We start from the raw sequence: 24855 nt of genomic DNA, 5'->3' as shown, positions 1-24855 counted from the left end.
GATTTCCCCTTTTATACAAGCTTGAAAAGATGGTCGAGTGAAGAAAGGCAATTTTTCACTGGAGGGATTTAGAATCTAAAGTTAGAATAAAGCTATCAGGAAAGAACGGAAAGGAGCTTTTTTATGACTGATAAATCTACCTCCCAAACTTTACGCAGAGGTCTGCATATTCTAGACCTTTTTCATAAAGTAAATAAAGAATTTACTGTAAAAGAAATAACAGAAAAAATGGGTATATCAACTACTGTTACTTTTCGTTTAGTAAATACTTTAATGGAATGCGGCTATCTCACTAAGAATACATCAACCGGAAAAATAAGACTTGGGTTAAATGCTTATAAATTAGGAATTTATGCAGATCCCATCCCAGAACTTCGTGAAATTGCGATGCCCTTTATAGAAGATATTGCTCAAAAGACGAAAGAAACCGTCAGTTTAAATATCATGGATCCAGTGACGAAAGAGGGCGTATGTATTGCATCTATCGAAAGCCCTCATGATGTTAAATTTTCAAGACCTATCGGATTAAGCAAACCTATTCATAAAGGAGCATCCAGGAAGGTATTACTTGCATTCATGGATCATAAGCAGCAAGAACTGATGATCCGAAGATTGTCGTCCAAATATGAGATAGAGATTGATAGACTAAAAGAAGATTTAGATCAAATAAAAACTAAGGGGTTTGCCTATACAGAAGGAGAAGTAAATGAAGGCGCGCTAAATGTCGCTGTGCCCATTCTGTCTCAAGAAGGACACATTCTTGCAGGTCTCTCTATACATTGCCCTACTTATCGAAAAAAAGATGACACTGTTGAGTACTTTGCTCAACTTGCCAAAGAAGCAGCACTGGAGATAGAACGTCATGTAGAAAAAACAGAGGCTGCACCCTCTTAACGGATGTGCAATACAATCATTTTTATTCTCTTAATATGATAATATAAATATCGTTTTTTATAGAAACTCCCTCTAGTTACTTACTGATATAAGTAATTCGAGGGAGTTTCTTATTTTTTCAAAAAAATAAAATCAAAACAAATAAACAGAATTGTCAAACTTTTTATTGAACACCATCAATTCTCGTGCTAAAATTCTGATTATCGGAAATATAATCCGATTATCGGTATAATGTGAAAATACACTTAACAGCTTCATCACTAAGATAGGAGGATTATGATGAAAAAGGCATTGGAAGATATTGTTGTTTTAGATTTAGGTCAAATCTACAACGGACCTTATTGTTCACTCATGTTAGCTTATCAAGGCGCTAAGGTTATTAAAATAGAACCGCTTAAAGGAGAAAACCTGCGTGTAAGGAGAAAAGGAGACTGTCATGAGTTATTGATGCTGAATTCAAATAAGTTAGGCGTATCATTAGATCTTAAGTCTCCAGAAGGAAAAGAAGTATTTATTGAATTAGTGAAAAAAGCGGATGTTTTAGTAGAAAATTTTTCGCTCGGCGCGATGGAACGGCTCGGTTTAGGATACGACGTCTTGAGTGAAATCAATCCTCGCCTTATTTATGCGTCAGGTAAAGGCTACGGTTTAGATGGTCCTTATGCCGCCAGGCCAGCAATGGATCTGACTGTTCAAGCAATGGGAGGCGTGATGGCGACCACAGGATTTGCAGATAAACCACCAGTAAAAGCAGGACCAGCCATATGTGATTTCCTCGGGGGCATTCATTTATTTGGAGGAATTACAACAGCTCTTTATCAGCGAGAGAGCACTGGGAAGGGTCAGCTAGTAGAAGTATCTATGCACGATACAATCTATCCAACACTAGCATCTGCACTAGGAGCGTTCTACAGCCAAGGGGGAAAAGTGGCAGAAAGAACAGGAAATCAACATAGCGGGATGGCAACGGCTCCTTACAATGTCTATCCGACACAAGATGGTTATATCGCTATACTCTGTGTAGCTGATCGTCAGTGGCAGTCATTACTGAAGGTGATGGAAAAAGATGAATTATTAGATGATCCACGTTTTCAAACAAATATCGATCGTTCAGCCAATACGTACATTGTCGATGAGATCGTGACAAGCTGGACTTCTAACAAAAAGAAGATGGATATTGCAGATGCTTTAATAGAAGCAAACGTTCCTCATGCACCTGTTCAATCGATCGCTGAAGTAGCAGACGATCCTCACCTAAAATACAGAGGAATGATTCAAGAAGTTGAACGTCCAAAAGAGGGGAAAATCAAAGTTCCTGGCTCACCCATTCGATTATCGGCTTCTCCGCTTGAAAAAGTCTTTGCAGCGCCCGCAATTGGCGAACATACAGATGAAGTTTTACAAGAATTATTAGGGATGAATCATGAACAGTTACAGGATTTGCGTCATAAAAAAGTCATTCGCTCCAAAGAAGAAATGACAAACAAAAACTAATGCGTTTAAGGGAGGCATCAAAATGGAACCAACCATTTTAACGGCAATTCAAAACCATGTTCAAACCATTACATTAAACCGTCCAGAAAAGAAAAATGCATTAAATAAAGAAATGATAGATGAGTGGGTAGCTGCTCTTCAAAGTGCTAAAGAAAACGATGACGTTCATGTGATTTTGCTAACGGGATCAGGTAATGCCTTCTGTTCAGGCGGCGATGTGGGCGGAATGACAACAGACCCAACACCACTAAACAATAAAAATAAGCTTTGGGAAAATATTCACCGCATTCCTCTTGCCTTAAGAGATATTGATAAACCGATCATCGCTGCAATTAATGGGCCAGCAGTTGGAGCAGGATTAGATATGGCTCTCATGTGCGATATTCGTACAATGATTGATGATTCAAAGGTGAGTGAGGGTTATGTAAAAGTAGGACTTATACCTGGAGATGGAGGCGCTTTCTTTCTTCCGAAAATTGTAGGTGAAGCAAAAGCCCTTGAATTATTATGGACTGGAAACTTTATTGGCTCACAAGAGGCTTTAAGCTTAGGGATTGTCAACCATGTTTATCCTCAGAATGAGTTTATGAAAAAAACAATTGAGTTAGCTGAACAAATTGCTAACGGACCTCAAATTGCGATTAAGATGACAAAAAGAGCCGTGAAGTACTCTCGAAATATGGAATTAGAGCCTGCACTTGATTTAATTTCCTCTCATTATGCAATTATCAAAGAAACAAAGGATCACAAAGAAGGTGTCGCAGCATTTAAAGAAAAAAGAAAACCAAACTTTATTGGAAAATAACATTGATAGGAGGTTCATCAATTGAAACCAATCCATTATGAAAAAAAAGGTGAAATCGCCTACCTTTATATAAATAAACCCGAAAAAAGAAATGCAATCGATTCCATCATGTCGGATTTATTTTTGGAATATTTAGAGGATTTTAAAAGCGATTCGAAAGCTCGTGTTCTTATTTTAACTGGGAAAGGAGATAAAGCTTTTTGCAGCGGCAGGGATTTAAAGGAAGCAAAAGAAAATCCAGAGGCTTTTAAGAAGAAACCTTTAAGAGGGAGATTGTTTAACGCCATTATCGAAACGTATAAACCTGTCATATGTGCCATGAATGGTGTAGCTGTTGGAGCGGGTTGTGAAATCGCCTTGGCAAGTGATATTCGTCTTGCCACTGTAGATTGCAAGCTGGGAATGCCAGAGGCGAAAAGAGGAATGGGTGCTACCTTTGGAGCGACAATATTACCTAAACTCATTTCACCCAGCTTTGCAGCTAACATGTTGTATACGGGTAAATTAGTAACAGCTGAAGAGGCTCTAAGGATAGGCTTAGTCGATGAAATATTAGAAAATCAAGAACTTTTATTAGAAAGAGCCACTGAACTAGCACTAGAAATTTGCGAGTGTGCGCCCCTTTCTGTACAGAGAATCAAAGAAACGATATGGAAGACAATGGATGTCCCTTTATTCCAAGCTTTGCAGCTGGATATCGGACCTAATGTATATGAAAGTGAAGATCGAATTGAAGGAGCGCAAGCCTTTCTTGAGAAACGAAAGCCAGTTTGGAAAGGAAAATAGAATGTCTTTACGCTTCCAAATAATAGCGCTTTCAAAAGGTCTACAGAATTTCCACCATTTTTGATAGAGGGTGAAGGAATTGTTTCAGCACATAAAAGTTGAAAGAAATAAGTACGTCGCAACGATTATGATTGATCGGCAAGAGGTTAGAAATGCTTTAAATAAAAAGACCATTGAAGAGCTGCAAAAAGCCTTATACGAATTAGAGCAGGATGAACATTTGAGGATCATTGTGATCACAGGTGCAGGCAGCAAAGCGTTCGTAGCAGGAGCTGATATCACAGAATTACATGAGAGAACAATGCTTGAAGCGCTCATGCCGGGACTGCAAAAAATGTATCAAGAAATTGAACAATCCAATAAAGTGACCATCGCTGTCATAAATGGTCACGCTTTAGGCGGAGGCTGTGAGCTTGCCTTAGCATGTGATGTAAGAATTGCTTCAACACAAGCAAAAATAGGCTTGCCAGAGCTGAACCTAGGTATTATTCCTGGTGCAGGTGGTACTCAAAGATTAACAAGAATGATCGGTAAAGGCCGCGCTCTAGAGATGATCTTAACGGGTAAATTAGTTGATGGGACAGAAGCAGAACGTATCGGCCTCGTAACGAAATCAGTAGAAAATAGTGAATTAAAGTCTGAATTGGACGAATTCATCAATTCACTTTTATCGAAGGGGCCTTTAGCACTCAAACTCGCTAAAATGGTAGTGAATCAAGGGCAAGATGCAGATTTTCATACTGCTTCGATGTTAGAAAAATTTGCTCAAACCATTTTATTTAGTTCGGATGAAAAACATGAGGGTACGAAAGCGTTTCTAGAAAAACGAAAACCTACTTTCTATAAAGAATTATAAACAAGGTGGCGAAAAATAAATGAACGAGGTCGTGATCGTAGAATCCGTTCGAACTCCTATTGGAAAGCTAGGCGGATCGTTAAGTTCGGAACTAGTAGATTTCTTAGCTGCAAAAGTGATAAAGGAAGTTTTGCAGCGTGCCAAGCTTGATCCAAATGCAGTGAGCGAAGTCATTATGGGTCAAGCAAAGCAAAGCGCAGATTCCTCTAACCTTGCCCGCCTTTCATTATTAAGGGCAGGACTGCCTGTTCATATACCAGGTTATACAATTCACAGACAATGCGGTTCAGGCTTACAATCCATTAATACTGCTGACATGCAAATTAAATTAGGTTTGAGCGATGTAGTGATTGCAGGCGGAGCAGAAAGTATGAGCACAGCTCCTTACTATTTACGAAATGCTCGATATGGATATGGTGCAGGAAATGGCTTATTACTTGACCCAAATACCGAAAGCCAGCCTTATTCACAGCCGATCGAAGATTACGGACATCTCACGATGGGTGCTACAGCTGAAAATATAGCCAAAAAATACAAAATTGATCGGCTAGAACAAGATGAATTTGCTCTTCGAAGCCAAGAATTAGCAAGAAAGGCATTAGAAAAAGGCGTATTTTTGAAAGAAATTGTGCCATACGAGGTCAAGAGAAAGAAAGACGTCTTCTTGTTTGAAACAGATGAGCATCCCCGGCAAACGACTATGGAAAAACTATCAGCGTTGAAACCCGTATTTCAATCAGATGGTACAGTAACAGCTGGCAATGCAAGCGGAAGAAATGATGCAGCTTCTGCCGTACTTATGATGAATAAAACCATTGCGATGGAAAAAGGATTCGTGCCTAAAACAAAAATTATTGGGCAGGCAAGCACTGGAGTTGCCCCAGACATCATGGGAATTGGCCCAGTATCTTCAACAATAAAAGCATTAGAAATGTGTCATTTAACAATAGATGACATTGGATTAATTGAATTAAACGAGGCTTTTTCTGCTCAAGCTTTAGCTGTTATAAAAGAATTGCATTTAGACATAGAAAAAGTAAATGTCAATGGCGGAGCGATCGCCCTCGGTCATCCAATAGGGGCGACTGGAGCGATCTTAACTACAAAACTACTCCATGAAATGGAACGCCGGGGAGAAAAATATGGTTTGGTGACTTTATGCATTGCAGGAGGTCAAGGAATTACGACTATTTTTGAAAATTTACAAGTTTAAAAGGAGGTAAACCTATGAATAAGATGGCGATTATAGGCTCAGGAACAATGGGTAGAGGGATTGCTTATGTAGCAGCCCTCAATGGGTTCTCTGTAGCAGTACATGATATCAATACTGAATCGCTCACATTAGCAAAAAACTATATTCAACAAGAACTCATTAAAAGTGAACAGCGGGGATATATTTCTAAACAAGATATCAAGACATGTTTAGAAAATCTTACTTTTCATTCAGATTTAACATTAGCTGTTGAAGATTGTGATATCGCGATTGAAGCAGTATTAGAGATTATGGACGTGAAGATAGATGTATTTCAAAAGCTCGATAAACTCTGCCCGCCTAGAACAGTTTTAGCAACGAATACCTCTACAATGAGCCCTACAGAAATTGGTGCGCAAACTGGACGTCCAGATAAAGTGATCGCTATGCACTTCTTTAACCCTGTTCATAAGATGAAGTTAATTGAAGTGATCAGAGGACTGGATACATCACAAAAAACCGTGGACTTTGTAAGAGACATTGGAACAAAAATGAAGAAAGAAACAGTAGAAGTGAACGAGTTTCCAGGATTTATTACTAGCCGCATGAACTGCCTCATCGGAAATGAAGCAATGAATATGTTACTGGAAGGGGTTGCCTCCGCAGAGGATATTGATAAAGCGATCAACTTAGGGTTAAACCATCCGATGGGACCGCTTGCGTTGGCAGATTTAGTCGGGTTGGATACGAGATTGAGGAATATGGAATATTTGCATCAAACGTTGGGGGAAAAATATAGACCATGTCCTTTACTAAGAAAATATGTGAAAGCTGGCAAACTAGGGGTAAAAACAGGCTCAGGATTCTTTCATTATACTGAGGCCAAATGATCTGTGATCGTAAATAGTGTGGAATAGAGTTGATATATTTCACACTTAAACACATTTTGTAAGCGTTATCAAAATGGCAGCTTTGGGATATAAGAGTGCAAGGGGGAACGTACATGTTGACAATACTAGGGATAACGATGATAACAGTCTTTACATATTTTATTATGTCAGGGCGGTTATCATCGTTCACGGCTTTAACCATCATTCCACTTATCTTTGCTATTATTGGAGGATTTGTGACAACTGTAGACGACATGATGCTTGAGGGAATTAAGCTTGTAGCGACTTCAGCTGCTTTTCTATTATTTGCACTTTTATTTTTTGGGATCATGATTGATGCAGGTATGTTTGATCCTTTAATTAAAAAAATATTAAAAACAGTTAAGGGAGATCCTTTAAAGGTAGCAGTTGGGACGGCAATTCTAACACTTTTAGTAGCATTAGACGGGGACGGTACGACAACTTTTATTATTGTCATTTCTTCTATGCTACCTTTATATAAGAAATTAAAGATGAATCCTCTTGTTTTAGCGACGATTTCGATGCTTGCTTTTAGCGTCGTGTGTGGTGTTACACCGTGGGGAGGACCTGGAATTCGGGCATTATCAGTGCTCGGACTTAGTCAATCGGACTTCTTTGTTCCCCTTATACCAACATTAATTTTAGGTTCTTTATGGGTCTTACTTGTCTCCTTTATTCTAGGAAAGATGGAAAGAAAAAGATTAGGTGTGGTTGATCTAAGCGAAGCAGCTGTAGCGAATGAAGAATCATCTGCGAATATAGCTTTTGACCAAGATGAATCAGTTAAACGGCCAAAGTTGATTTGGGTGAATTTAACCTTAACTGTTACTGTAATGGCTGCATTAATATTAGATCTTATGCAGCCGGCGATCTTATTTTTAATTGCTGTCGTCGTAGCTATGCTCATCAATTATCCTACCCTGGAACAGCAGAAATGGAGAATTAAAGATCACGGTGGCAACGCTTTGTTAGTATTACTTGTCGTGTTTGCAGGCGGGGCATTTACAGGGATATTATCAGGCACAAAAATGGTGGATTCTATCGCCTCAAACTTGGTTTCAATTATTCCTGAAGCTTGGGGGCCATTTTTCCCTATCATTGTGGGTTTAATCAGCATTCCCTTTACATTTGTTATGTCCAATGATGCCTTTTATTTCGGAGTCGTTCCAATCTTTGCAAGTACCGCTCAAGCTTACGGAATTGAACCAATAGAAATTGTGCGAACAGTCGTTTTGACACAAGCTGCCCATTTCTTATTGCCACTGGTACCTGCTACAATTCTATTAACAGGAATGCTCAAGCTGAATATTGCCGAATACGTACGTTTCGCCCTTAAATGGTCCATACTCACATGTTTAGTTCTCATGTCTATTGCATGGCTGACAGGTGCTATCATGGTCAGATAACAGCATATAAAATGAAAAAAAGCCTTGGAATTAGGCTTTTTTCAGTTTCTACATGGTAGAAAACAAGAAGGATCATTTTTTATTTGTTTCTATTTTTGATCCCTAGAATATATATCCGCGACGATTTTTAAAAAAGCTTTCAAAGCACGTGTCTTATAACGATCTTTCTTCACGACAATTCCAATTTTCCAGGGAATATATTGACTGCTAATTGGTTTTACACAAATGTCCTCTTTGTACATGTTCGTTAAAGGACTTGGAAGGATCGCCACTCCTAGTTCATCACGAACTAATGTCATCAATAAATCCCATTGTGTTGTGCTGTAAGCGATTTTGGGAACAAAATGTTCCTTACGGCAGCTTTCTAAAATCACTTGACTCAACGCAAATGAAGAATCAAACAATATCCAGTTATCCTCTTTAAGCTGTTCGAGTGAGAGCTGCTGTTCATCTTTTAAAGCGTGATTTTTTGGTAAACAAGCCACAAACGGCGCTTCAAAAATGAGTTGTTCTTCTAATTCATGACTTTGCGCAGGTATGACAACAAAGGCAACATCTACTTCGCCATTCTCAACGAGTTTTTCTACATGCAAGCCGCCCTCCTCAATCATTTCAAGCGTCACATCTGGATGCTTTTTAGTAAAAGCTTTTGCCACTTTCGAAAAGAAAAAGGTTCCAATCACTTGCGGCAGTCCGATCTTTAAATGGCCGCGAATATGCGTTTCTGTATCACCCAGCTCCATTTGCAGCTCATTCATTTGCTGCAGCACCGTAATCGCTTTTTCATATACAAGCTGTCCTTCATCCGTTAACCTGAAAATTCGATTTGACCGATCGAAAAGGATGACACCCAGTTTTTTCTCTAATTTTTGAATGGTTTTAGAAAGGGAAGGCTGGGCAATAAAAAGCTTTTCACTTGCTCTTGAAAAACTTCCACATTCCGCAATCGTTTTAAAAATTTCAAAGTCCCGTATGTTCATTTGATCCTCCCATTATTCCAATAATGCATACTCATTATGATGATGATATATTGTACATTATAATCGGTTGTTTTTACACTAAGACTAAGGAGGGGGTTAAGATGTCAACATGTAGAGTTGCTGTTGTGCAAGCTGCTTCTGTCATTATGGATAGAGAAGCCTGTACTGAAAAAGCCATTTCATTAACACTTGAGGCCGGAGAAAAAGGAGCCAATATTGTTGTCTTTCCTGAGGCTTTTATACCTGCCTATCCAAGAGGACTAGCTTTTGGCGCCACAGTAGGAAGCCGTTCTCCAGAAGGGAGAAAGGACTGGCTTCGTTACTTAGAAAATTCAGTTCCAGTTCCTAGTAGAACGACAGACAAGTTAGGAGAAGCAGCCCGCAAAGCTGGTGTCTATCTTGTCATTGGTGTCATTGAAAGAGATAATGAATCAAGCCGCGGGACTTTATATTGTTCCGTATTGTTTTTCGGACCAGATGGAGCCTTACTTGGAAAGCACCGTAAACTAAAGCCGACAGGTTCTGAACGACTCATATGGGGAGAGGGGGATGGCAGCACACTGCCGGTTTTCGATACACCGTATGGAAAAATAGGCGCTTTAATTTGCTGGGAAAACTATATGCCATTAGCTAGAGCAGCGATGTATGCAAAAGGTGTCCAAATCTATATAGCCCCTACGGCAGATTCCAGGGAGCTATGGCAATCTACGATTCGCCATATTGCCGCAGAAGGCCGGTGCTTCGTTCTATCTTGTAATCAATATGTGAATAAAGAGATGTACCCTAAAGATTTAGCCTGCTATGAAGAATTAGCATCTTCTCCTGATGAAATGTGCCGAGGGGGAAGTGCAATCGTCGGTCCGTTAGGCGAATATATAAAAGAACCTGTCTATGGTCAAGAAGAGATACTGCTGGCAGAACTTGATTTGCGTGATATTTCTTCTAGTCAATTTGACTTCGATGTCGCAGGGCATTATTCAAGGCCTGATGTTTTCCAGCTCGTCGTCAATGAAGAGAAAAAAGAAAATGTAAAGTGGATGAATCGATGAAATCCCAACAAAAAAAGAGCAGCCATCAGCCGCTCTTTTTTTCGTGTGTCAACATTGATGAGTTTTTAATGGACCTTTTGTGATATGAGTAAGATGAGCATTGATGTCAAAGATTTTAGCGTTAATGTCTGTTATTCCAAAGCTAGTGATTCTTTTAGAATGCATATCGAGATAGTTTTCAGCTGCTTCTTTTGTTTCGAATAAGTAGATTCCGCCAGCATTTTTCTCCGGATTCTCCGTCCATATTTTCCATATGAATCCGTCTTCCACATTTATACTTTTCGCTAAATCAGAAAACTCTTTTGCCATTTCATCACCGAAAGGACCCTTCATCTTAAAATCTATCTGTAATAAGTGTACTATCGTCATTCTCCTTATGTTGAAATTGTAAAATAGAGTTCTCCCAGCACTTCTTTCATTTGATACTGCTCTCGCGGAAGTTCCTTCTCCATAAAAAAACGTACATCTGATGGGTCAACTAGCAGGATTAATTGGACTTGTTGTTCTAATGGCCAATTGTGTTTAGGTTTTTTAGCGAATGAATTGTTTTCGAATAACTAGGCACGAGACAGCGAATACTGCGAAAGCGCCCGCTGATCCAGCAGTAAACACCAGCTCAAATTGTTCTGGTTTGGACTTGAATAACAAAGGGACAGAAAGAATGAGAGCAGCACCACTAAAGCCCAATCCTAATATCAACGTTGCCAATAATTTATTCATAGAAACACCTCTTACACTCAGAATTAGAACAATGGAAACGACTGATTCAAGAATCATCGTTATCACATTCCTAGTTGGAGTGTATCATATGATGGCGGACGATTGGTTTCTTTTCATTAAAACACACAATCGTGAAATAAACTTTTTAAACGAACGGTGTACGTTATAATATAAATGTGATGTAGTTTTAAACGATTTCCATAAAGAAGAGGAGATGCATACGATGACGGCATTTCTTTCATCCATAGCCTAAAAGAAGAAATGTTTGCAGGTGATACCGTATCAATGGAACGGTTCAGGTGCAGTCAATGGCTGCTTTTTTTATATTTTCTCAACCTTTTCAACATATATAAAAAAATCTATATATTGTTTTTATATATAAAAAATTATATAATCTAGTGGAATAAACAAATGAGGTGCTTAGGCATGGAAAATACGAAGAATTTATTAGAGAGCTATATTCCTTTAGCAAAATCTACGGCAAAAATGTTTGGACCAAATTGTGAAGTAGTGATTCATGATTTAACGAACCCTCAAGCATCTGTCATGTTTACAGTCAATCATCATGTGACGGGAAGAAAAATCGGTCAATCATTTGATCATTTGGTAAAGACTGTTTTACAATCCGAAGATTTTAAAGAAGATTATCTTGCTGGGTATACATTTAAAACAGAAGACAACCGTACCATTCGTTCTTCGACTTCATTAATTCGTGATTCTAAGAAAAAGGTGGTTGGAGCATTCTGTATCAATTTTGATGTTGAAGCATTGAATCAAATGCAGCAATTTATGGATACTTTTCTTTCTACAAAAGTTGAAGTTCAAGAGAATGAAACAACATCAAATGATAATCTTGAAAATGTGGAAGGAATAGTAGATCAATTGATTCAACAGATCATTCAAAACAGTGTCCACCCAGTTATGAAACGTCATGAAAAAATTGAATTAATAAGGTTCATGGATGAAAAGGGAATCTTTTTAATGAAAGGTTCGGTTGAGAAGGTCGCTTCTATGTTAGGTATTTCTAAAGTCACTGTCTACAGCTATTTGGATGAGATCAAACATAAATCGAATGAAGGGAAAACGAAATGAAAAGTATCCTTGAGGTAGGGAATCTAAAATCCAACGGACACTATGCATTCGCAACCATTCATCAAAACACGGTCTACGTTTCAGGACAATTTGCCATCAATCCAGAAACGAGAGAAAAAGAATTCGGCCCCATTGAAGAAGAGACATTGCAAGCGCTTAAGAATGTGGAGATGATTGTAGAAGCAGCCGGAAGTAAAAAAGAAAAGATTTTGCGTATGACATTATACATTTCGGATATTGAACTATGGGACAAAGTAGATGCGGTTTATACTGAATTTTTCGGGGAACATCAACCAGCACGGACTGTTGTACCAACGAATGAATTACATTTTGGTTTCAAAATTGAAATTGATGCTATTTCTTATATTTAGATTATTTTTTTGCCCATGTTATATAAAAAAATATATTTCATATAAAAAATTATTTAAAGGAGCTGATGATTGATGAATCAATTGATTTGCAACCATTGCGGCAAAAAGTATGAGATGACACCAACTTTATGGAAATGTGATTGTAACGGCGTATTAAATCTGGTGAAAGATACCCCTAAAATAGATATAGAGGCTTGGAATCACTACCCAAACTCCTTATGGCGTTATGTTGAAACAATGCCATTTTCAAAAGATTCTAAGACTTGGGAATCTGTGACAATGGGTGAAGGTCAAACTCCGTTAATCGTTTTAGATCCTAATGAGCCAAACACTTATGTAAAAGTTGATTATATGATGCCGACATTATCCTTTAAAGACCGAGGAGCCGCTGTGTTGATGACACATGCAAAAGAATTAGGGGTATCAAAGGTGATTGCTGATAGTAGTGGGAATGCAGGAACGGCGATAGCAGCATATGCAGCACGTTGCGGTATCGCCTGTGACATCTATCTAAGCGATGACACTTCACCAAAAAAAGTCGCTCAAATCAAAGCCCATGGCGCAACGATTAAAGAAATTCACGGGACGCGAGAGGACATTGCAGCTGCGGCACAAAAAGCAGTAGACAATGAAAAGGTTTTTTATGCAAGTCATGTCTATAACCCTTATTTTTTTGAAGGCACTAAAACATACGCCTATGAAATCTATGAGCAACTAAATGGAGCACCTGATGCTTTAATCATTCCAGTTGGAAACGGTACTCTCCTCCTAGGTGCGTATTATGGTTTTAAAGAGTTATTTGAAAATGGTTTGATTCATCAAATACCGAAAATCATTGCCATACAAGCGAAAAACTGTGCACCTCTTGTGAAAGCTTATCAAAATGCGAAAGAATCAGCATCGCCTGTTACGAATACAGGAACCTTGGCAGAAGGGATAGCCATTGCTGCCCCGGCGCGCTCCAAACAAATTCTAGAAGCTGTACAAAATACCAATGGCACATTTATAGATATTGAAGAAGAAGAGATATTGAATGCACGCTCTAAACTAAGTGAGAAAGGATTTTATGTGGAAGTGACATCTGCTGTCAATTTTGCTGGCTACATGAAATATAAAAAGAAATCAAAAGAGACAATCGTCATACCTCTTTGTGGTGCAGGAATTAAATCAAAATAACCCAAACTTGAAATCGGAGGAATGTTTCATGGGTTTGGATTTTACTCATTGCGAAGCACATTGGTCATACAGTGACTTCCATAGTTTTTGAAAAAGGTTAGCTGCTTGTATTGGTATGAATTTAGATGATATGGAGGGGTTTGGTGGGGAAATACCCTTTAAAAACTACCAAGATGACATCATCCCATTGCTGGAACAGCCCGATTCTGATCGTTACTTATCACCAGATGTTTGTCAGACCGTTGCAGCTAGATTGCGTCAACTGATCCGCCATTGGCCAGATGATGATATAGATAAAATGAACGCTCTCTATCTAGCAGAGGGAATGGAACTAGCGCATCAACAAAATGAGATATTGGGATTTATATAGGAAGAGGATATGTTGTCATATGCCAGATCTTCAATATATATATGAAGGGTATCTCAAGAGAGATGCTCTTTTTCTTGCCTGAATGTACAATCCCTTTTGCCCAAAAGTACAATTTTACTTCACTATTTCATTGCGTAGAATAAAGAGGTGAATATCATGAATTCGATGAAAAAGGAGTAAGTGAATGGCTAAATTTTTATATAACTTAGGAAACTTTGCTTTTATGAAGCCTAAACGAATGTTAATCGGTTGGTTACTTATTTTAGTAGCTGTAGTTGCAGCTTTGAGGAGAAAGATTTGCCAGCCTAACTATTTCATTTTCATTTGTTCTTCCCCCCAATAACAAATCTCATCTAATACAGGGATCAATGATAATCCCTTTTCCGATAAACTATATTCTACTTTTGGAGGCACTTGAGGATATTCTTTACGATTAATTAACTGATCTGCTTCAAGTTCTTTTAGTGTATTGGTTAATGTTTTAAAAGAGATTGCCCCAAGCAATCGCTTCAACTGATTATAGCGAATAGGCGCATTGTTTGCATATAAAGCATACAGTACCGTCATCTTATATTTCCCACCAATTAATGATAAAGTGTACCCAAATCCAGTTTCTTTTAGATCAACATGAGCTGTAAAGGATTCTTCGGTCATTTTACACTCTCCTTTAGGTTAGTATCGCACTTTAATTACCGTACTTGTAGTACGTTATAGCATACAATAAAATGAATGTACATCAAAATATGATGAAAAATAATAAAAAAGGGTGAATGAATCATGAAAACGATTGTCTATGCACATCCTTGGGACGGAAGCTATAATCATGCCATTTTGACTTCCATTACAGAAAATCTAGAAACAAAGAGAGAACCATTTCAAGTGATCGATTTATATAAAGATGGGTTTAATCCTGTTTTTTCAGCTGAAGAATTGCAATATTTTAATAAAGGAGATACACCTTATCAATTAGTTAAGGATTATCAAGAGAAATTAAATCAGTCAACTGAATTGATATTTATATTTCCTGTCTGGTGGTGGGATTTACCTGCAATTTTAAAAGGATTTATTGATAAAGTCATGTTAAGAGGTTTCGCATTCTTGGAAGATAAAAACACTGGGGCTTTAAAAGGTTTATTGACAAATATAAAAAAAACAACCGTCATCTCAACATCTACAACAGATAAGGATTATATAGAATCTGAAGGCGGGAATGCGATTCAAAGCGTTTTTATTAACAGAACTCTTGCTGACTTGGGAATTAAAAATGAAGACACCAAATGGATTCATTTTTCGGGAGTTAACTTAACAACTGATGAAAAGAGAAAGCAATTTTTAAAAGAAATATCACAGAATATTTGATTTACAGTACCAACAAATTCGGTAACAAATCAAGGAAGCCCAAAAAGGCCCAACCTCTACGACCGATTTAATTTATTGAGAAGGTCGTAGAAGTTTTTGAAATTTAAAAGAGGTGAGATTTAGACAAACAAAAGGATAGACCTGTACAAGAAGGTAAAGCTTTGTAACTTAAGTTCTATACGTTCAGCAGACTCTTAATCACCAGTCCTTTAAGCAAAAACAAATCGAGCCTGCTCATAACCGGCAGCTAATACTAATTGACCTCTTGCAGGCGATTGATCATTGCTTTCTCCTCTAAATACCCCATTATTTTTAGCTCTGCCAGCTCAAACAGAGTGCTAACAGCAGAATGCCCACTGCCAATTACAGCAACTGTTTTATTCTAATAACGATTTGTTGCGTAATTAATAAAGGCTACTTTAAAATGGCTGAAAATAATTGATATTCATTAAAGAAAATACTTACTCATACCATTTTTAAAGATAGGCAGGGTCTTAGTCACTAGCTCTTCTGATGAAATAGGTCTACCATCCTTATTCCATGTGTATGCAGCTCCGTATATCCCCCAACTTAGCATAGTAGATAGGATTGTTATCAATTGTTTATCCTCTAATTCAATCGTATTTTCAGTTCCTTTTAGCACAAGATCAGCTATGAGCTTCTGTAACTCCTCTTTAATTTTACTTTCTATAATCGTTCCTAAAGAATGATAACCTTTAGGACATAATTCGCTTAGCTCTTTATGGTGATCACACATGGCTAGAAAAATATTTGCAATGACTTTTTCATTGAATCCATCGTGATCATTTAATCTTTTTTTCAATTTGTCTGTAAATGTATTGGTGATTGTAGAATGTAATAAATCAAATTTATCGTCAAAGTGCGCATAAAATGTAGCGCGGTTAATAGTAGCCTTTTCTGTGATATCACGTACCGTTATATTGTTGAAATCTTTTTCACTAGCTAACGAAAGAAAAGAGTCTACAATCAATTGTCTTGTACGAAGTGTTCTTGGATCTTTTTTTGGCATAATCATTTTTTCTTCTCCTTTTAAGGGTTCATATGGTGTTTAAAAACGACAATACAATAGAAGTGTTGCGTAAACAACATATCGGCTATTTTGGTTATTGTTTATGATTCTTTTTCATCTTATCATCAAATTATACAACGCGCGTTGCTTAAATAACACATGTTATTACGAAAAAGTTTTGATCAAGGAAATAATTGTGATCATTCAGAATAACAAAAGGAGATAGAAGACCATGAACATCACTATTTTTGGGGCAACTGGTGCAATCGGTCAACTTTTAACACAGTTTGCATTAGAAAACGGAGATTTCGTTATGGTATATGTGAGAAACCCTGAGAAAATCAAGCAAAAGCATTCGAATTTACGCATTGTAACGGGGGAACTAACGAACAATTCAGCTATTGAAACGGCAGTTTCAGAAGCTGATGTCGTGATAAGCACCTTAGGCCCCGGGATTGATTTGTCGCGAAAACGAAAAGGCACACCGATTGCCGACGGACATAACCGGATTGTCAAAGCGATGAAGAAGTTCACCAAAAAAAGGTTGATTACACTCGCGACGCCAGCCTTGCAATCTAAAGACGATAAGAAAAGCTTATCGACGATACTGCCGAGAATACTGCCTAAACTTTTCATGCCAAATGGTTATGCCGAAATGAAGAAGATAGGAGAACTGATTAAACAATCAAACCTGGATTGGACAGTCGTTCGAATCATTAATCCTAATATCAAATACAAAGGGCAATCTTACGGTTATTCATTCGGCGATCAGCCAGCTAAAATGTCCGTATCAAGGGAAAATGTCGCTAAACTCATGTATGACGCCGCTAGGCAACGCCAATTAATCGGAAAAATGCCCATTGTCTATAATCATTAATTCAGCTTTTTGTGTGAGGGTGTTGATTCAGCAAAAATTGTAGGGATCATACTGAAAATATTGTTTAGATGAAACGTGTAAATTCTTTTAATAAGTATTCAAAAAATGTTTAGGAACAAAAAACATTCATCAAAATCATAAAGGGGAAATGATCATGTCAAAAGTATTATTTGTTAAAGGAACACCCCAAAGTGAGGAACAATCAAGAAGTACGCAAGTTGCTAGAGCATTTATCAATGAATATAAGGAAGTAAATCCAACGGATGAAATAATAGAAGTAGATGTCTATTATGCAAATGTTCCATTAATTGACGCTGATTTTTTAACTGGACAAAAGAAGTTAAGAAGTGGCGAAGCGCTAACAGATGTTGAAGCACAAAAAATAGAAGCAGTGAATGCATTCACAAAGCAATTTATGGAAGCAGATAAATACATCATTCAGTCTTCAATGTGGAATTTAGGAATCCAACCATTATTAAAAGCCTATTTTGATACAATCATGAGTGCTGGAAAAACGTTTAAATATACAGCAGAAGGTCCAGAAGGATTGATGAAAGGAAAAAAAGCAATCCATATTCATGGAATGGGAGGATTTTATTCGCAGGCAATTGGAATGGAACATTCCGATTCTTACGTGAGAGGTGCGCTAAAGTTTGTTGGAATTGAAGTGGAACCAACGATTTTTGTTGAAGGTATTGACTATGATCCAACTAAGAAAGAAGAAGTTGTTGCTGCAGCAATTGAAAAGGCAAAAGCGGCAGCACGAACTTTTTAAAAAAGAGCTTTGGTGGGATTAGTTAAAAAGATGTTTATTAACATAATCCCCCTCGCACATTCATCAAAATCATAAAGGGGGAACATATGATGAAAGTAGAAATTTGGTCTGATTTTGTTTGTCCGTTTTGTTATATTGGCAAACGTCAATTTGAAATAGGGTTAGAACAGTTTGAACATAAAGAAGAGGTAGAAGTCTTATTTCGTCATTTTCAATTAGATCCATATGCGAAAAAAAATACAGGAATGGATATCCATCAAGTATTATCCTCCAAGCATGGTGTCCCATATGAAAAAGCAAAAGTACTGAACAATCAATTGAAACAGAAGGCAAAAGATGTTGGATTAGATTATCAATTTGATACAATGATTCCCACGAATTCATATGATGCACTTCGTCTTTCTTATTATGCAAAAGAGAAAGGGAAGATACGGGAGTTTATGGAGCGTATTTTGAAAGCTCATTTCACGGATTCACTAGATATCGGTGATCACGCAACACTTGCTCAACTTACAAGTGAAATAGGTCTTGATGGCAACGAAGCTTTGGATGTTTTAGCAAATGATAAATATAGCGAGAATATTGCAGCTGATAGAGCCGAGGGATCAAAAATTGGGATTCAGGGCGTTCCCTTTTACGTAGTGAATGATAAATATGTCATCTCAGGAGCACAACCTAGCGAAGTATTTTTAGAAACATTACAACAGGTTTGGAAAGAAGAGTACGCGAATGCTAAGGTTGAAGAGCATAAATTAGAGTCGTCGCTCGATGATTATTGTTCAGATGGAACATGTAAATTTTAATGGATAATCAAAAAAGATAGAAATTACAAAAAAATAATATAGTATCTCAAGGCTCAGGTATTGTTGTTCTAAATCTTGTAGTAGTGCCAACATCATCGGTGCTTGTGTTATATAGCTGCATTAAATACTACTTTATAATTAATCGTTTACTTCCAAAAAAATCAAAGGGGTTTAGCGATATGAAAAATACAATTTTTCAAGGCACAATAGAGCATTCAGGATTTGTAGTACCCGATATCGAAGCAGCAGTTGAATTCTTCACTAATATTTTGGGTTTTGAAGTCTTGTTCCGGCCAGGACGGATGCACTTTGAAGACGATAGTTTTAAAAGATACTTTGGGGTTCACGATCATTCAGTTGTAGAAGGGGCGGCATTTTTGCAATACGGCGGTAGAAAGATCGAACTGGTCCAATGGTCGACGCCAGATCAACAGAATGTTCACCTAAAACCGAGTGATATCGGTGTAGCTCATTTAGCTATTACAGTGACCAATATAGAAGAGGCTTTGAAATATTTTGCAGAACAGCCTGATGTTAAAGTTAGAGAGCTGAGCCCTCTTGGATTTTTCTATATCACAACATCATGGGGGATGGAGATTCAAATAATGGAATGACGCTAATATGTATTCTCATTTCCTAGTTTACATAATATATATTCTAGGAAGTTATACATTAAACGAATTTCTCTTGTCTCATAATTGAGTATACTTATCTTATTGAGACAAAATAGAAAAAATCAAAATCTGCCGTTTATTCGCCAGATTTTGATTCATCAAGATATTTAATGATTTTTGCAGGATTTCCGCCAACCACCACGTTTGCTGGGACACTTTTTGTCACAACGGCACCAGATGCAATGACAGCATTGTCACCAATTGTGACACCTGGATTAATAATAGCACCGCCGCCAATCCATACATGGTTTCCAATGGTGACTGGTTTGCCGAATTCAATGCCCTTTGCACGTTCTATCGGATCAAGCGGGTGTACAGCCGTATAAATATGTACATTCGGACCTAATAAACAGTGATGTCCAATGGTAATTTTGCAAACGTCTAAAAATACTGCATCAAAATTTGCAAAAAAATGCTCACCAATCTCGATATTGTATCCGTAATCGCACTGCAGTCTTCCTTCAAAAACGACATCATTTCCGCAAGCGCCTAATAATTCCTTTAAAATGGATGTTCTTTTTTCTTGCCGATTGGTTTGCTGATATGCGTATGTCAATTGTTTCGCTCTTTCACGATCTGCGATCAGTGTTTGGTCACTAGATACATAATGTTCTCCTTGGATCATTTTTTCCTTTTCACTTTTCATGTTGATCTCCTCCTCCCTTCTATTTATACCGATGCGATATGATTACATCCTACCGCCCCCTTTATGTTTATTTTACCTTCTCATCATAAGAATTGGGAAGGAATGATTTCTTTTGACTAGAATTGACCTTGTTCCTCCAGCAAGTTATTTACGAATCAGCAAGTCTCATTTATAATCGAGTAGATTTGTTCAATAACATATATATCTTTAAATGTGAGGGATTTGATGGAATTAAAGTGGTATAAAGCAATTATTGTGATCTTTACGATGTCTGGGATCTCCATTTCTACATGGTTTTCACGGACACCGGAAGTGAGAGATTTATTACAAGCAAACACAGGAACAATGGGTCTTATTTTACTTGGTTTATCCGTTGGTTCAATTGTTGGGCTTGTTCTTTCAAATGTATTCGTCCGCAAAAAAGGCGGCCGAGTGGCGATTGTGATCAGTGCTTTTTTGATGTTCCTTGGATTCACTACTCTTGCCATTGGTTCAACGCTCTCTTCTATCTTTGTCGTCACTACTGGTCTTTTTCTTTTTGGCGCAGGCTCTGGCATGTGTAATATAGCGATGAACTTAGAAGGAACAGAGATTGAATACAGCATCAAGAAAACCATTCTGCCTATATTGCACGCTTCCTTTAGTATTGGGACTTTAATTGGAGCAGGTGCTGGTATTCTTTTTATCCATCTAGGCATCTCTGTATTGATACACCTTCTCGCTATTGCCCTTCTGCTGTTCCTCAGCATATTGATTTGTACACGGTTTATCCCGCATGGGACAGGAAAGGATCAGCATGAGAAGCAGCCCGATACAGTTGAGTCTAGTCAAACGGCATGGCTGAACAAACGAACGATATCTCTTGCGATGATCGCCTTATGTCTTGCGTTTGTCGAAGGCTCGGCCAATGATTGGATTCCACTTGCAATGGTAGATGGCTACCAAGTTTCACATTCCATGAGTACAGTCATCTATGCTTTGTTTTTGTGCGGCATGATTAGCGGCAGACTGATCAGCGGACGTTTGATCGATCGCTTTGGCAGAGTGTTATTGCTAAGAGTTGCGATTTTATCAGCAGCTGCCGGCCTATTTTTAGTCATTTTAAAAATTTCACTTGTTGTATGTATGATATCGATCTTTTTATGGGGACTTGGCGCATCTTTAGGCTTTCCGCTGACCATTTCTGCAGCTGGCGATGATAGCAGGTACGCTGTCAAACGCGTCAGTATTGTGACCTTATCTGGTTACACAGCCTCCCTTTCCGGTCCTCCTATATTAGGGCTGCTTGCCAATCAAGTAGGACTGCTTCATGCCTTTATCTTTGTTCTATTTGCCATATGTATTGCAGGAATCTTTACTAAAGCTGTAGCAAAACCGCATTCATTACAAGCTCACTAAAAGTGTCTGATCCATGATCATGGCACTTTTTTTAAATTTAAAAAATAAAATTGAAACCTTTCATGAAGTGAAACAGTCCTATAGATGTCCTGATGTTTATCGCTTTTTTAAAGAGGGAAAGTAAAAAAATAAGACTTTTCAAATAACTGAAAACGTGGTAAGATCATGAAAATAACCAGGAAGGGGTGAGAAAAATGAAAAAAAATATGCTATTAAAATTAGGTGTTTTATGCATAGCACTTGCAAGTTTTCATTTGTTCTCAATGCCTCATTCCGTTCAGGTATACCATCATGCAAAGGTGGTTGCCGATCAAGAATCACATGAAATGAAAATCGTTCAGACAATGGGCGATGAAAAGAAACAAAAACATGTGAGCGCAGTATTTGCCGCATTTACAGCACTGCTGATTATTGGCAGTATGACAGCTGGATTTGCACGCATCACTCATACTGATCGATTTGACCGGAAAAAGAAGCATTTACTTGCAGTGTTCTACCAATCTTCTTATTTCCGACTAGCTCGTGTTTAACCCAACCATCTAAATCAAAACAAAAATTGGGAGGTTTTACACGATGTTATTTTTCTTAAGAATTTTCATTCTAGGTCTATTCTCTGTCACTTCACTTTCTCTTTTCGTCTACCAAGGAATTGAAGTAGTGCACGCCATTTCAAGCATGTTTGGCAACCACGAGAGCTAAAAGACCTGTATATAAAAGAAACCCCCTGCCAGTCGCAGGGGGTTTTCGTTTGCTTATTTATTGTCATCTGGCACACGTTCAGGCGTCAGAAGGACATGAGTCACTTCTCCCTGCTCTTCCTCATCTACAATAAACGATCCATTGCTATAACGGTCATTTGCTCTTAGAGTAGAGATTTCAAGCGGAATCGTTGTACCCTTTTCTGTATCTATTTCAAGTGTATCGTGCAGAGATGCAGCGATCACAGCCACAATACGGTGCGGGTTTTTCTTTAATTCTCTCAGCATAAGAACCCCGCGTTTCGCTCTTGATGTTTTATCAAACTCAGAGAGGTTCATTCGCTTTACAGCCCCTCTTTGTGTCGTGAGCACAAGGACATCGTTTTTCGGATCGATGATCTGGCCAGAGACTACCTCGTCCCCTTCCTTCAAATTGATTCCTTTGACGCCGGCCGCTCTCGGTCCAACAACACTTACTTCTTCTTCATCAAACCACAAACCGTAACCATTTTTCGTTGCAATAAACAATTCCTGCTGTCCTGTTGTGACATGAACATCGACGAGTTCATCGTCACCTTTTAGGTTCAAGGCGACAAGCGGTTTCGAATAACGCTGCGCTTTATATTGAAGAAGCTCTGTTTTCTTCACCATTCCGCCTTTCGTAAAGAATAAAAGATATGATGTTTCATCAAATTCTTTTATTGGAATGGCTTTTTGGATTGATTCCTCGCGATCAATCGAAATGATATTCGTAATATGCTGCCCCATGTCTTTCCAGCGTATATCTGGCAGCTGATGAACAGGACAATAAATGTAGCTTCCTTTATTCGTAAACAGCAGAAGAACATCCGTTGTATTCATTTCAAACTGATGAATCAAACGGTCAGTATCCTTCATGCCAAAGTCCTTACCGTTAGAGGCAGCATAGGAGCGCTGGCTTGTTCGCTTAATGTAACCATCCTTCGTGACTGTCACATAAACATCCTCTGATGCGATCATCACTTCAAGGTTAATCTTAATTTCTTCGATTTTTTCCTCAATAACGGATCTTCTCTCATCAGCATATGTCTTTTTGAGCTTTTTCAGGCTGTTTGTAATGACCTTTAGCAGCTTTTTCTCGTTCGCTAAAATGTCTTCAAGCTCTGCTATCCGCACATCTAGCTCTCTTGCTTCGTCTCTTAATTGCGTAATATCTGTATTCGTTAAACGATATAACTGGAGTGAAACAATCGCTTCTGATTGTGCTTCTGTAAAGTCATATTTCGCCATCAAGTTGTTCTTTGCATCACGCTTATCATTAGAGGAGCGGATTGTGGCAATGACTTCATCTAAGATGGAAAGTGCCTTAATTAAACCGTCGACAATATGGTGGCGTTCCTTCGCTTTTCGAAGCTCGTACGCTGAGCGGTTCGTCACCACTTCTTTTTGATGGGCAATATATGCATCTAGTATAGTTGTCAGCGTCATTAAGGTCGGTCTTCGATTATGTATCGCTACCATATTAAAGTTATATGGGATTTGCAGATCTGAGTTTTTATATAAGAAATTCAGCACACCATTTGCATCTGCTTCTTTTTTCAGCTCTACTACGATTCGAAGCCCAGTACGGTCTGTCTCATCTCGGACCTCTGAAATGCCTTCTACTTTTCTTTCAATTCGGAACTCGTCCATCTTTTTGACAAGATTAGCTTTATTCACTTCGTAAGGAATTTCTGTGATCACGATTTGCTGGCGTCCGCCGCGGATGGTTTCAATCTCCGCTTTGCCTCGAATCATAATCTTTCCTTTTCCTGTTTCATACGCCTTCTTAATACCGTCTACACCTTGAATGATACCGCCTGTTGGGAAATCTGGCCCTTTGATGACCGTCATTAAATCCTCAACCGTACAATGCGGCTGTTCGATTCGTTTAATAACGCCATCAATGACTTCTCCCAAGTGATGCGGCGGGATATCAGTGGCATACCCGGCTGAAATCCCTGTTGATCCGTTCACAAGAAGGTTTGGGAACATCGCTGGTAATACAACGGGCTCTTTACTTGTATCATCAAAGTTTGCGACAAATTCGACCGTTTCCTTGTCTAAGTCCTTTAAAAGCTCTGAAGCAATAGCAGACAGCCTTGCTTCCGTATAACGCATGGCAGCAGGCGGATCACCATCGATACTCCCGTTATTCCCATGCATCTCAATCAGTACATTTCGTACTTTCCACTCCTGACTCATCCTTACCATCGCTTCATAAACAGATGAGTCTCCGTGCGGGTGATAGTTACCAATCACGTTACCGACTGTTTTAGCGGCTTTACGGAAGTTTTTATCCTGCGTATTTCCTTCTGCATACATCGCATATAAAATTCTTCGTTGTACAGGTTTTAGTCCATCACGTGCATCTGGAAGCGCACGGTCTTGGATAATATATTTACTATAGCGGCCAAAGCGGTCGCCGATTACTTCTTCTAATGGTAAATCATGAAATCGTTCTTGTTGTGCCAT

The 24855-nt window shown here is 38.4% G+C and carries 29 protein-coding genes; 22 read left to right on the top strand and 7 right to left on the bottom strand.

All coding sequences use genetic code 11. The features are described from left to right. Positions 1–123: 123 nt before the first annotated feature. From NSU13_RS09070 to NSU13_RS09035, 8 genes are all read left to right on the top strand, one after another. Positions 124–894 carry an IclR family transcriptional regulator gene (locus NSU13_RS09070; RefSeq protein WP_041117564.1) on the top strand — a complete coding sequence of 257 codons (771 nt, stop codon included), beginning with the start codon at positions 124–126 and terminating at the stop codon, positions 892–894. Between the two features lie 279 nt (positions 895–1173). Then, on the top strand, positions 1174–2388 hold the full coding sequence (locus tag NSU13_RS09065; protein WP_046311264.1) for a CoA transferase: 1215 nt from the start codon (positions 1174–1176) through the stop codon (positions 2386–2388). Between the two features lie 22 nt (positions 2389–2410). Beyond that, a complete protein-coding gene (locus NSU13_RS09060) occupies positions 2411–3193 on the top strand; it encodes an enoyl-CoA hydratase-related protein (protein ID WP_342490008.1) in 783 nt (260 codons plus the stop codon). A gap of 21 nt (positions 3194–3214) precedes the next feature. Continuing rightward, positions 3215–3979, top strand: a complete 765-nt coding sequence (locus NSU13_RS09055) for an enoyl-CoA hydratase/isomerase family protein (RefSeq protein WP_041117558.1) — start codon at positions 3215–3217, stop codon at positions 3977–3979. A gap of 70 nt (positions 3980–4049) precedes the next feature. Further along, complete coding sequence (locus NSU13_RS09050) at positions 4050–4835, top strand: enoyl-CoA hydratase-related protein (RefSeq protein WP_342490007.1); 786 nt, start codon at positions 4050–4052, stop codon at positions 4833–4835. A gap of 19 nt (positions 4836–4854) precedes the next feature. Beyond that, positions 4855–6048, top strand: a complete 1194-nt coding sequence (locus NSU13_RS09045) for a thiolase family protein (RefSeq protein WP_342490006.1) — start codon at positions 4855–4857, stop codon at positions 6046–6048. 14 nt (positions 6049–6062) lie between these two features. Beyond that, positions 6063–6917 carry a 3-hydroxyacyl-CoA dehydrogenase NAD-binding domain-containing protein gene (locus NSU13_RS09040; RefSeq protein WP_065214421.1) on the top strand — a complete coding sequence of 285 codons (855 nt, stop codon included), beginning with the start codon at positions 6063–6065 and terminating at the stop codon, positions 6915–6917. A gap of 113 nt (positions 6918–7030) precedes the next feature. After that, positions 7031–8344, top strand: coding sequence for a citrate:proton symporter (locus tag NSU13_RS09035; RefSeq protein ID WP_342490005.1), 1314 nt, complete (start codon positions 7031–7033; stop codon positions 8342–8344). 89 nt (positions 8345–8433) lie between these two features. Here the strand turns inward: NSU13_RS09035 and NSU13_RS09030 are convergent, their stop codons facing one another. Then, a complete protein-coding gene (locus NSU13_RS09030; protein ID WP_046311252.1) occupies positions 8434–9324 on the bottom strand; it encodes a LysR family transcriptional regulator in 891 nt (296 codons plus the stop codon). 101 nt (positions 9325–9425) lie between these two features. Between NSU13_RS09030 and NSU13_RS09025 the strand changes: the two genes are divergently transcribed. Next, positions 9426–10373, top strand: coding sequence for a carbon-nitrogen hydrolase family protein (locus NSU13_RS09025; protein ID WP_342490004.1), 948 nt, complete (start codon positions 9426–9428; stop codon positions 10371–10373). A gap of 48 nt (positions 10374–10421) precedes the next feature. Here NSU13_RS09025 and NSU13_RS09020 read toward each other — a convergent pair whose 3' ends face one another. Together NSU13_RS09020 and NSU13_RS09015 are read right to left on the bottom strand one after the other, a co-directional pair. Further along, positions 10422–10736, bottom strand: coding sequence for a monooxygenase (locus NSU13_RS09020; RefSeq protein WP_342490029.1), 315 nt, complete (start codon positions 10734–10736; stop codon positions 10422–10424). Between the two features lie 168 nt (positions 10737–10904). Next, positions 10905–11093 (bottom strand): hypothetical protein, encoded by a 189-nt coding sequence (locus tag NSU13_RS09015; RefSeq protein WP_046311248.1) that lies wholly within the window; start codon positions 11091–11093, stop codon positions 10905–10907. Here NSU13_RS09015 and NSU13_RS09010 point away from each other — a divergent pair. The 5 genes from NSU13_RS09010 to NSU13_RS08990 all read left to right on the top strand — a co-directional run bounded on the left by NSU13_RS09010 (position 11035) and on the right by NSU13_RS08990 (position 14102). Then, positions 11035–11262 (top strand): hypothetical protein, encoded by a 228-nt coding sequence (locus NSU13_RS09010; protein ID WP_335371283.1) that lies wholly within the window; start codon positions 11035–11037, stop codon positions 11260–11262. The genes NSU13_RS09015 and NSU13_RS09010 overlap by 59 nt on opposite strands. Before the next feature lie 257 nt (positions 11263–11519). Further along, positions 11520–12185, top strand: coding sequence for a helix-turn-helix transcriptional regulator (locus tag NSU13_RS09005; protein WP_061109937.1), 666 nt, complete (start codon positions 11520–11522; stop codon positions 12183–12185). Continuing rightward, a complete protein-coding gene (locus NSU13_RS09000) occupies positions 12182–12556 on the top strand; it encodes a RidA family protein (protein ID WP_024427108.1) in 375 nt (124 codons plus the stop codon). The genes NSU13_RS09005 and NSU13_RS09000 overlap by 4 nt, the downstream gene beginning before the upstream one ends. Before the next feature lie 72 nt (positions 12557–12628). After that, positions 12629–13732 (top strand): threonine synthase, encoded by a 1104-nt coding sequence (locus NSU13_RS08995; protein WP_342490003.1) that lies wholly within the window; start codon positions 12629–12631, stop codon positions 13730–13732. Between the two features lie 115 nt (positions 13733–13847). Further along, positions 13848–14102: a hypothetical protein gene (locus NSU13_RS08990; RefSeq protein WP_231293985.1), complete on the top strand. Its 255-nt coding sequence runs from the start codon at positions 13848–13850 to the stop codon at positions 14100–14102. A 309-nt stretch (positions 14103–14411) separates the two neighbouring features. Here the strand turns inward: NSU13_RS08990 and NSU13_RS08985 are convergent, their stop codons facing one another. After that, positions 14412–14756, bottom strand: coding sequence for a helix-turn-helix domain-containing protein (locus NSU13_RS08985; protein WP_041117536.1), 345 nt, complete (start codon positions 14754–14756; stop codon positions 14412–14414). 123 nt (positions 14757–14879) lie between these two features. Here NSU13_RS08985 and NSU13_RS08980 point away from each other — a divergent pair, with 123 nt between their 5' ends. Next, on the top strand, positions 14880–15461 hold the full coding sequence (locus NSU13_RS08980; RefSeq protein WP_267542746.1) for an NAD(P)H-dependent oxidoreductase: 582 nt from the start codon (positions 14880–14882) through the stop codon (positions 15459–15461). A 448-nt stretch (positions 15462–15909) separates the two neighbouring features. Here NSU13_RS08980 and NSU13_RS08975 read toward each other — a convergent pair whose 3' ends face one another. Beyond that, entirely contained in the window at positions 15910–16497 is a 588-nt protein-coding gene (locus NSU13_RS08975; RefSeq protein ID WP_034283465.1) for a TetR/AcrR family transcriptional regulator, read from the bottom strand. A gap of 226 nt (positions 16498–16723) precedes the next feature. Between NSU13_RS08975 and NSU13_RS08970 the strand changes: the two genes are divergently transcribed. The 4 genes from NSU13_RS08970 to NSU13_RS08955 all read left to right on the top strand — a co-directional run bounded on the left by NSU13_RS08970 (position 16724) and on the right by NSU13_RS08955 (position 19560). Then, a complete protein-coding gene (locus tag NSU13_RS08970) occupies positions 16724–17368 on the top strand; it encodes an NAD(P)H-binding protein (RefSeq protein WP_342490002.1) in 645 nt (214 codons plus the stop codon). A 154-nt stretch (positions 17369–17522) separates the two neighbouring features. Next, positions 17523–18143 carry an NAD(P)H-dependent oxidoreductase gene (locus NSU13_RS08965; RefSeq protein WP_335371186.1) on the top strand — a complete coding sequence of 207 codons (621 nt, stop codon included), beginning with the start codon at positions 17523–17525 and terminating at the stop codon, positions 18141–18143. 89 nt (positions 18144–18232) lie between these two features. Then, on the top strand, positions 18233–18946 hold the full coding sequence (locus tag NSU13_RS08960) for a DsbA family oxidoreductase (RefSeq protein ID WP_070325877.1): 714 nt from the start codon (positions 18233–18235) through the stop codon (positions 18944–18946). A 179-nt stretch (positions 18947–19125) separates the two neighbouring features. Beyond that, positions 19126–19560 carry a VOC family protein gene (locus NSU13_RS08955; RefSeq protein ID WP_046311224.1) on the top strand — a complete coding sequence of 145 codons (435 nt, stop codon included), beginning with the start codon at positions 19126–19128 and terminating at the stop codon, positions 19558–19560. A 136-nt stretch (positions 19561–19696) separates the two neighbouring features. Here the strand turns inward: NSU13_RS08955 and NSU13_RS08950 are convergent, their stop codons facing one another. Next, a complete protein-coding gene (locus NSU13_RS08950; RefSeq protein WP_342490001.1) occupies positions 19697–20266 on the bottom strand; it encodes a sugar O-acetyltransferase in 570 nt (189 codons plus the stop codon). Between the two features lie 225 nt (positions 20267–20491). On the opposite strand from NSU13_RS08950, the gene NSU13_RS08945 reads away from it, so the two are divergent. The 3 genes from NSU13_RS08945 to NSU13_RS08935 all read left to right on the top strand — a co-directional run bounded on the left by NSU13_RS08945 (position 20492) and on the right by NSU13_RS08935 (position 22363). Next, entirely contained in the window at positions 20492–21664 is a 1173-nt protein-coding gene (locus tag NSU13_RS08945; protein ID WP_342490000.1) for an MFS transporter, read from the top strand. Positions 21665–21858: 194 nt separating this feature from the next. After that, positions 21859–22194: a hypothetical protein gene (locus tag NSU13_RS08940; protein WP_034283456.1), complete on the top strand. Its 336-nt coding sequence runs from the start codon at positions 21859–21861 to the stop codon at positions 22192–22194. A gap of 43 nt (positions 22195–22237) precedes the next feature. Then, on the top strand, positions 22238–22363 hold the full coding sequence (locus NSU13_RS08935; protein WP_255222231.1) for a hypothetical protein: 126 nt from the start codon (positions 22238–22240) through the stop codon (positions 22361–22363). 53 nt (positions 22364–22416) lie between these two features. Here the strand turns inward: NSU13_RS08935 and parC are convergent, their stop codons facing one another. Continuing rightward, entirely contained in the window at positions 22417–24855 is a 2439-nt protein-coding gene (parC, locus tag NSU13_RS08930) for a DNA topoisomerase IV subunit A (protein WP_034283455.1), read from the bottom strand.

Source organism: Bacillus sp. FSL M8-0049 (assembly GCF_038593355.1).
Classification (GTDB): Bacteria; Bacillota; Bacilli; order Bacillales; family Bacillaceae; genus Bacillus; species Bacillus safensis.
This window is presented reverse-complemented; position numbering and strand designations above follow the sequence as displayed.

Bases quoted from the DNA above. Each gene is read 5' to 3' on its own strand.
- NSU13_RS09070 (WP_041117564.1), top strand. From the start codon at position 124: ATGACTGATAAATCTACCTCCCAAACTTTACGCAGAGGTCTGCATATT.
- NSU13_RS09065 (WP_046311264.1), top strand. From the start codon at position 1,174: ATGAAAAAGGCATTGGAAGATATTGTTGTTTTAGATTTAGGTCAAATC.
- NSU13_RS09060 (WP_342490008.1), top strand. From the start codon at position 2,411: ATGGAACCAACCATTTTAACGGCAATTCAAAACCATGTTCAAACCATT.
- NSU13_RS09045 (WP_342490006.1), top strand. From the start codon at position 4,855: ATGAACGAGGTCGTGATCGTAGAATCCGTTCGAACTCCTATTGGAAAG.
- NSU13_RS09040 (WP_065214421.1), top strand. From the start codon at position 6,063: ATGAATAAGATGGCGATTATAGGCTCAGGAACAATGGGTAGAGGGATT.
- NSU13_RS09035 (WP_342490005.1), top strand. From the start codon at position 7,031: ATGTTGACAATACTAGGGATAACGATGATAACAGTCTTTACATATTTT.
- NSU13_RS09030 (WP_046311252.1), bottom strand. From the start codon at position 9,324: ATGAACATACGGGACTTTGAAATTTTTAAAACGATTGCGGAATGTGGA.
- NSU13_RS09025 (WP_342490004.1), top strand. From the start codon at position 9,426: ATGTCAACATGTAGAGTTGCTGTTGTGCAAGCTGCTTCTGTCATTATG.
- NSU13_RS09010 (WP_335371283.1), top strand. From the start codon at position 11,035: ATGAGAGCAGCACCACTAAAGCCCAATCCTAATATCAACGTTGCCAAT.
- NSU13_RS09015 (WP_046311248.1), bottom strand. From the start codon at position 11,093: ATGAATAAATTATTGGCAACGTTGATATTAGGATTGGGCTTTAGTGGT.
- NSU13_RS09005 (WP_061109937.1), top strand. From the start codon at position 11,520: ATGGAAAATACGAAGAATTTATTAGAGAGCTATATTCCTTTAGCAAAA.
- NSU13_RS09000 (WP_024427108.1), top strand. From the start codon at position 12,182: ATGAAAAGTATCCTTGAGGTAGGGAATCTAAAATCCAACGGACACTAT.
- NSU13_RS08995 (WP_342490003.1), top strand. From the start codon at position 12,629: ATGAATCAATTGATTTGCAACCATTGCGGCAAAAAGTATGAGATGACA.
- NSU13_RS08990 (WP_231293985.1), top strand. From the start codon at position 13,848: ATGAATTTAGATGATATGGAGGGGTTTGGTGGGGAAATACCCTTTAAA.
- NSU13_RS08985 (WP_041117536.1), bottom strand. From the start codon at position 14,756: ATGACCGAAGAATCCTTTACAGCTCATGTTGATCTAAAAGAAACTGGA.
- NSU13_RS08980 (WP_267542746.1), top strand. From the start codon at position 14,880: ATGAAAACGATTGTCTATGCACATCCTTGGGACGGAAGCTATAATCAT.
- NSU13_RS08975 (WP_034283465.1), bottom strand. From the start codon at position 16,497: ATGATTATGCCAAAAAAAGATCCAAGAACACTTCGTACAAGACAATTG.
- NSU13_RS08970 (WP_342490002.1), top strand. From the start codon at position 16,724: ATGAACATCACTATTTTTGGGGCAACTGGTGCAATCGGTCAACTTTTA.
- NSU13_RS08965 (WP_335371186.1), top strand. From the start codon at position 17,523: ATGTCAAAAGTATTATTTGTTAAAGGAACACCCCAAAGTGAGGAACAA.
- NSU13_RS08960 (WP_070325877.1), top strand. From the start codon at position 18,233: ATGAAAGTAGAAATTTGGTCTGATTTTGTTTGTCCGTTTTGTTATATT.
- NSU13_RS08955 (WP_046311224.1), top strand. From the start codon at position 19,126: ATGAAAAATACAATTTTTCAAGGCACAATAGAGCATTCAGGATTTGTA.
- NSU13_RS08950 (WP_342490001.1), bottom strand. From the start codon at position 20,266: ATGAAAAGTGAAAAGGAAAAAATGATCCAAGGAGAACATTATGTATCT.
- NSU13_RS08945 (WP_342490000.1), top strand. From the start codon at position 20,492: ATGGAATTAAAGTGGTATAAAGCAATTATTGTGATCTTTACGATGTCT.
- NSU13_RS08940 (WP_034283456.1), top strand. From the start codon at position 21,859: ATGAAAAAAAATATGCTATTAAAATTAGGTGTTTTATGCATAGCACTT.
- NSU13_RS08935 (WP_255222231.1), top strand. From the start codon at position 22,238: ATGTTATTTTTCTTAAGAATTTTCATTCTAGGTCTATTCTCTGTCACT.
- parC (WP_034283455.1), bottom strand. From the start codon at position 24,855: ATGGCACAACAAGAACGATTTCATGATTTACCATTAGAAGAAGTAATC.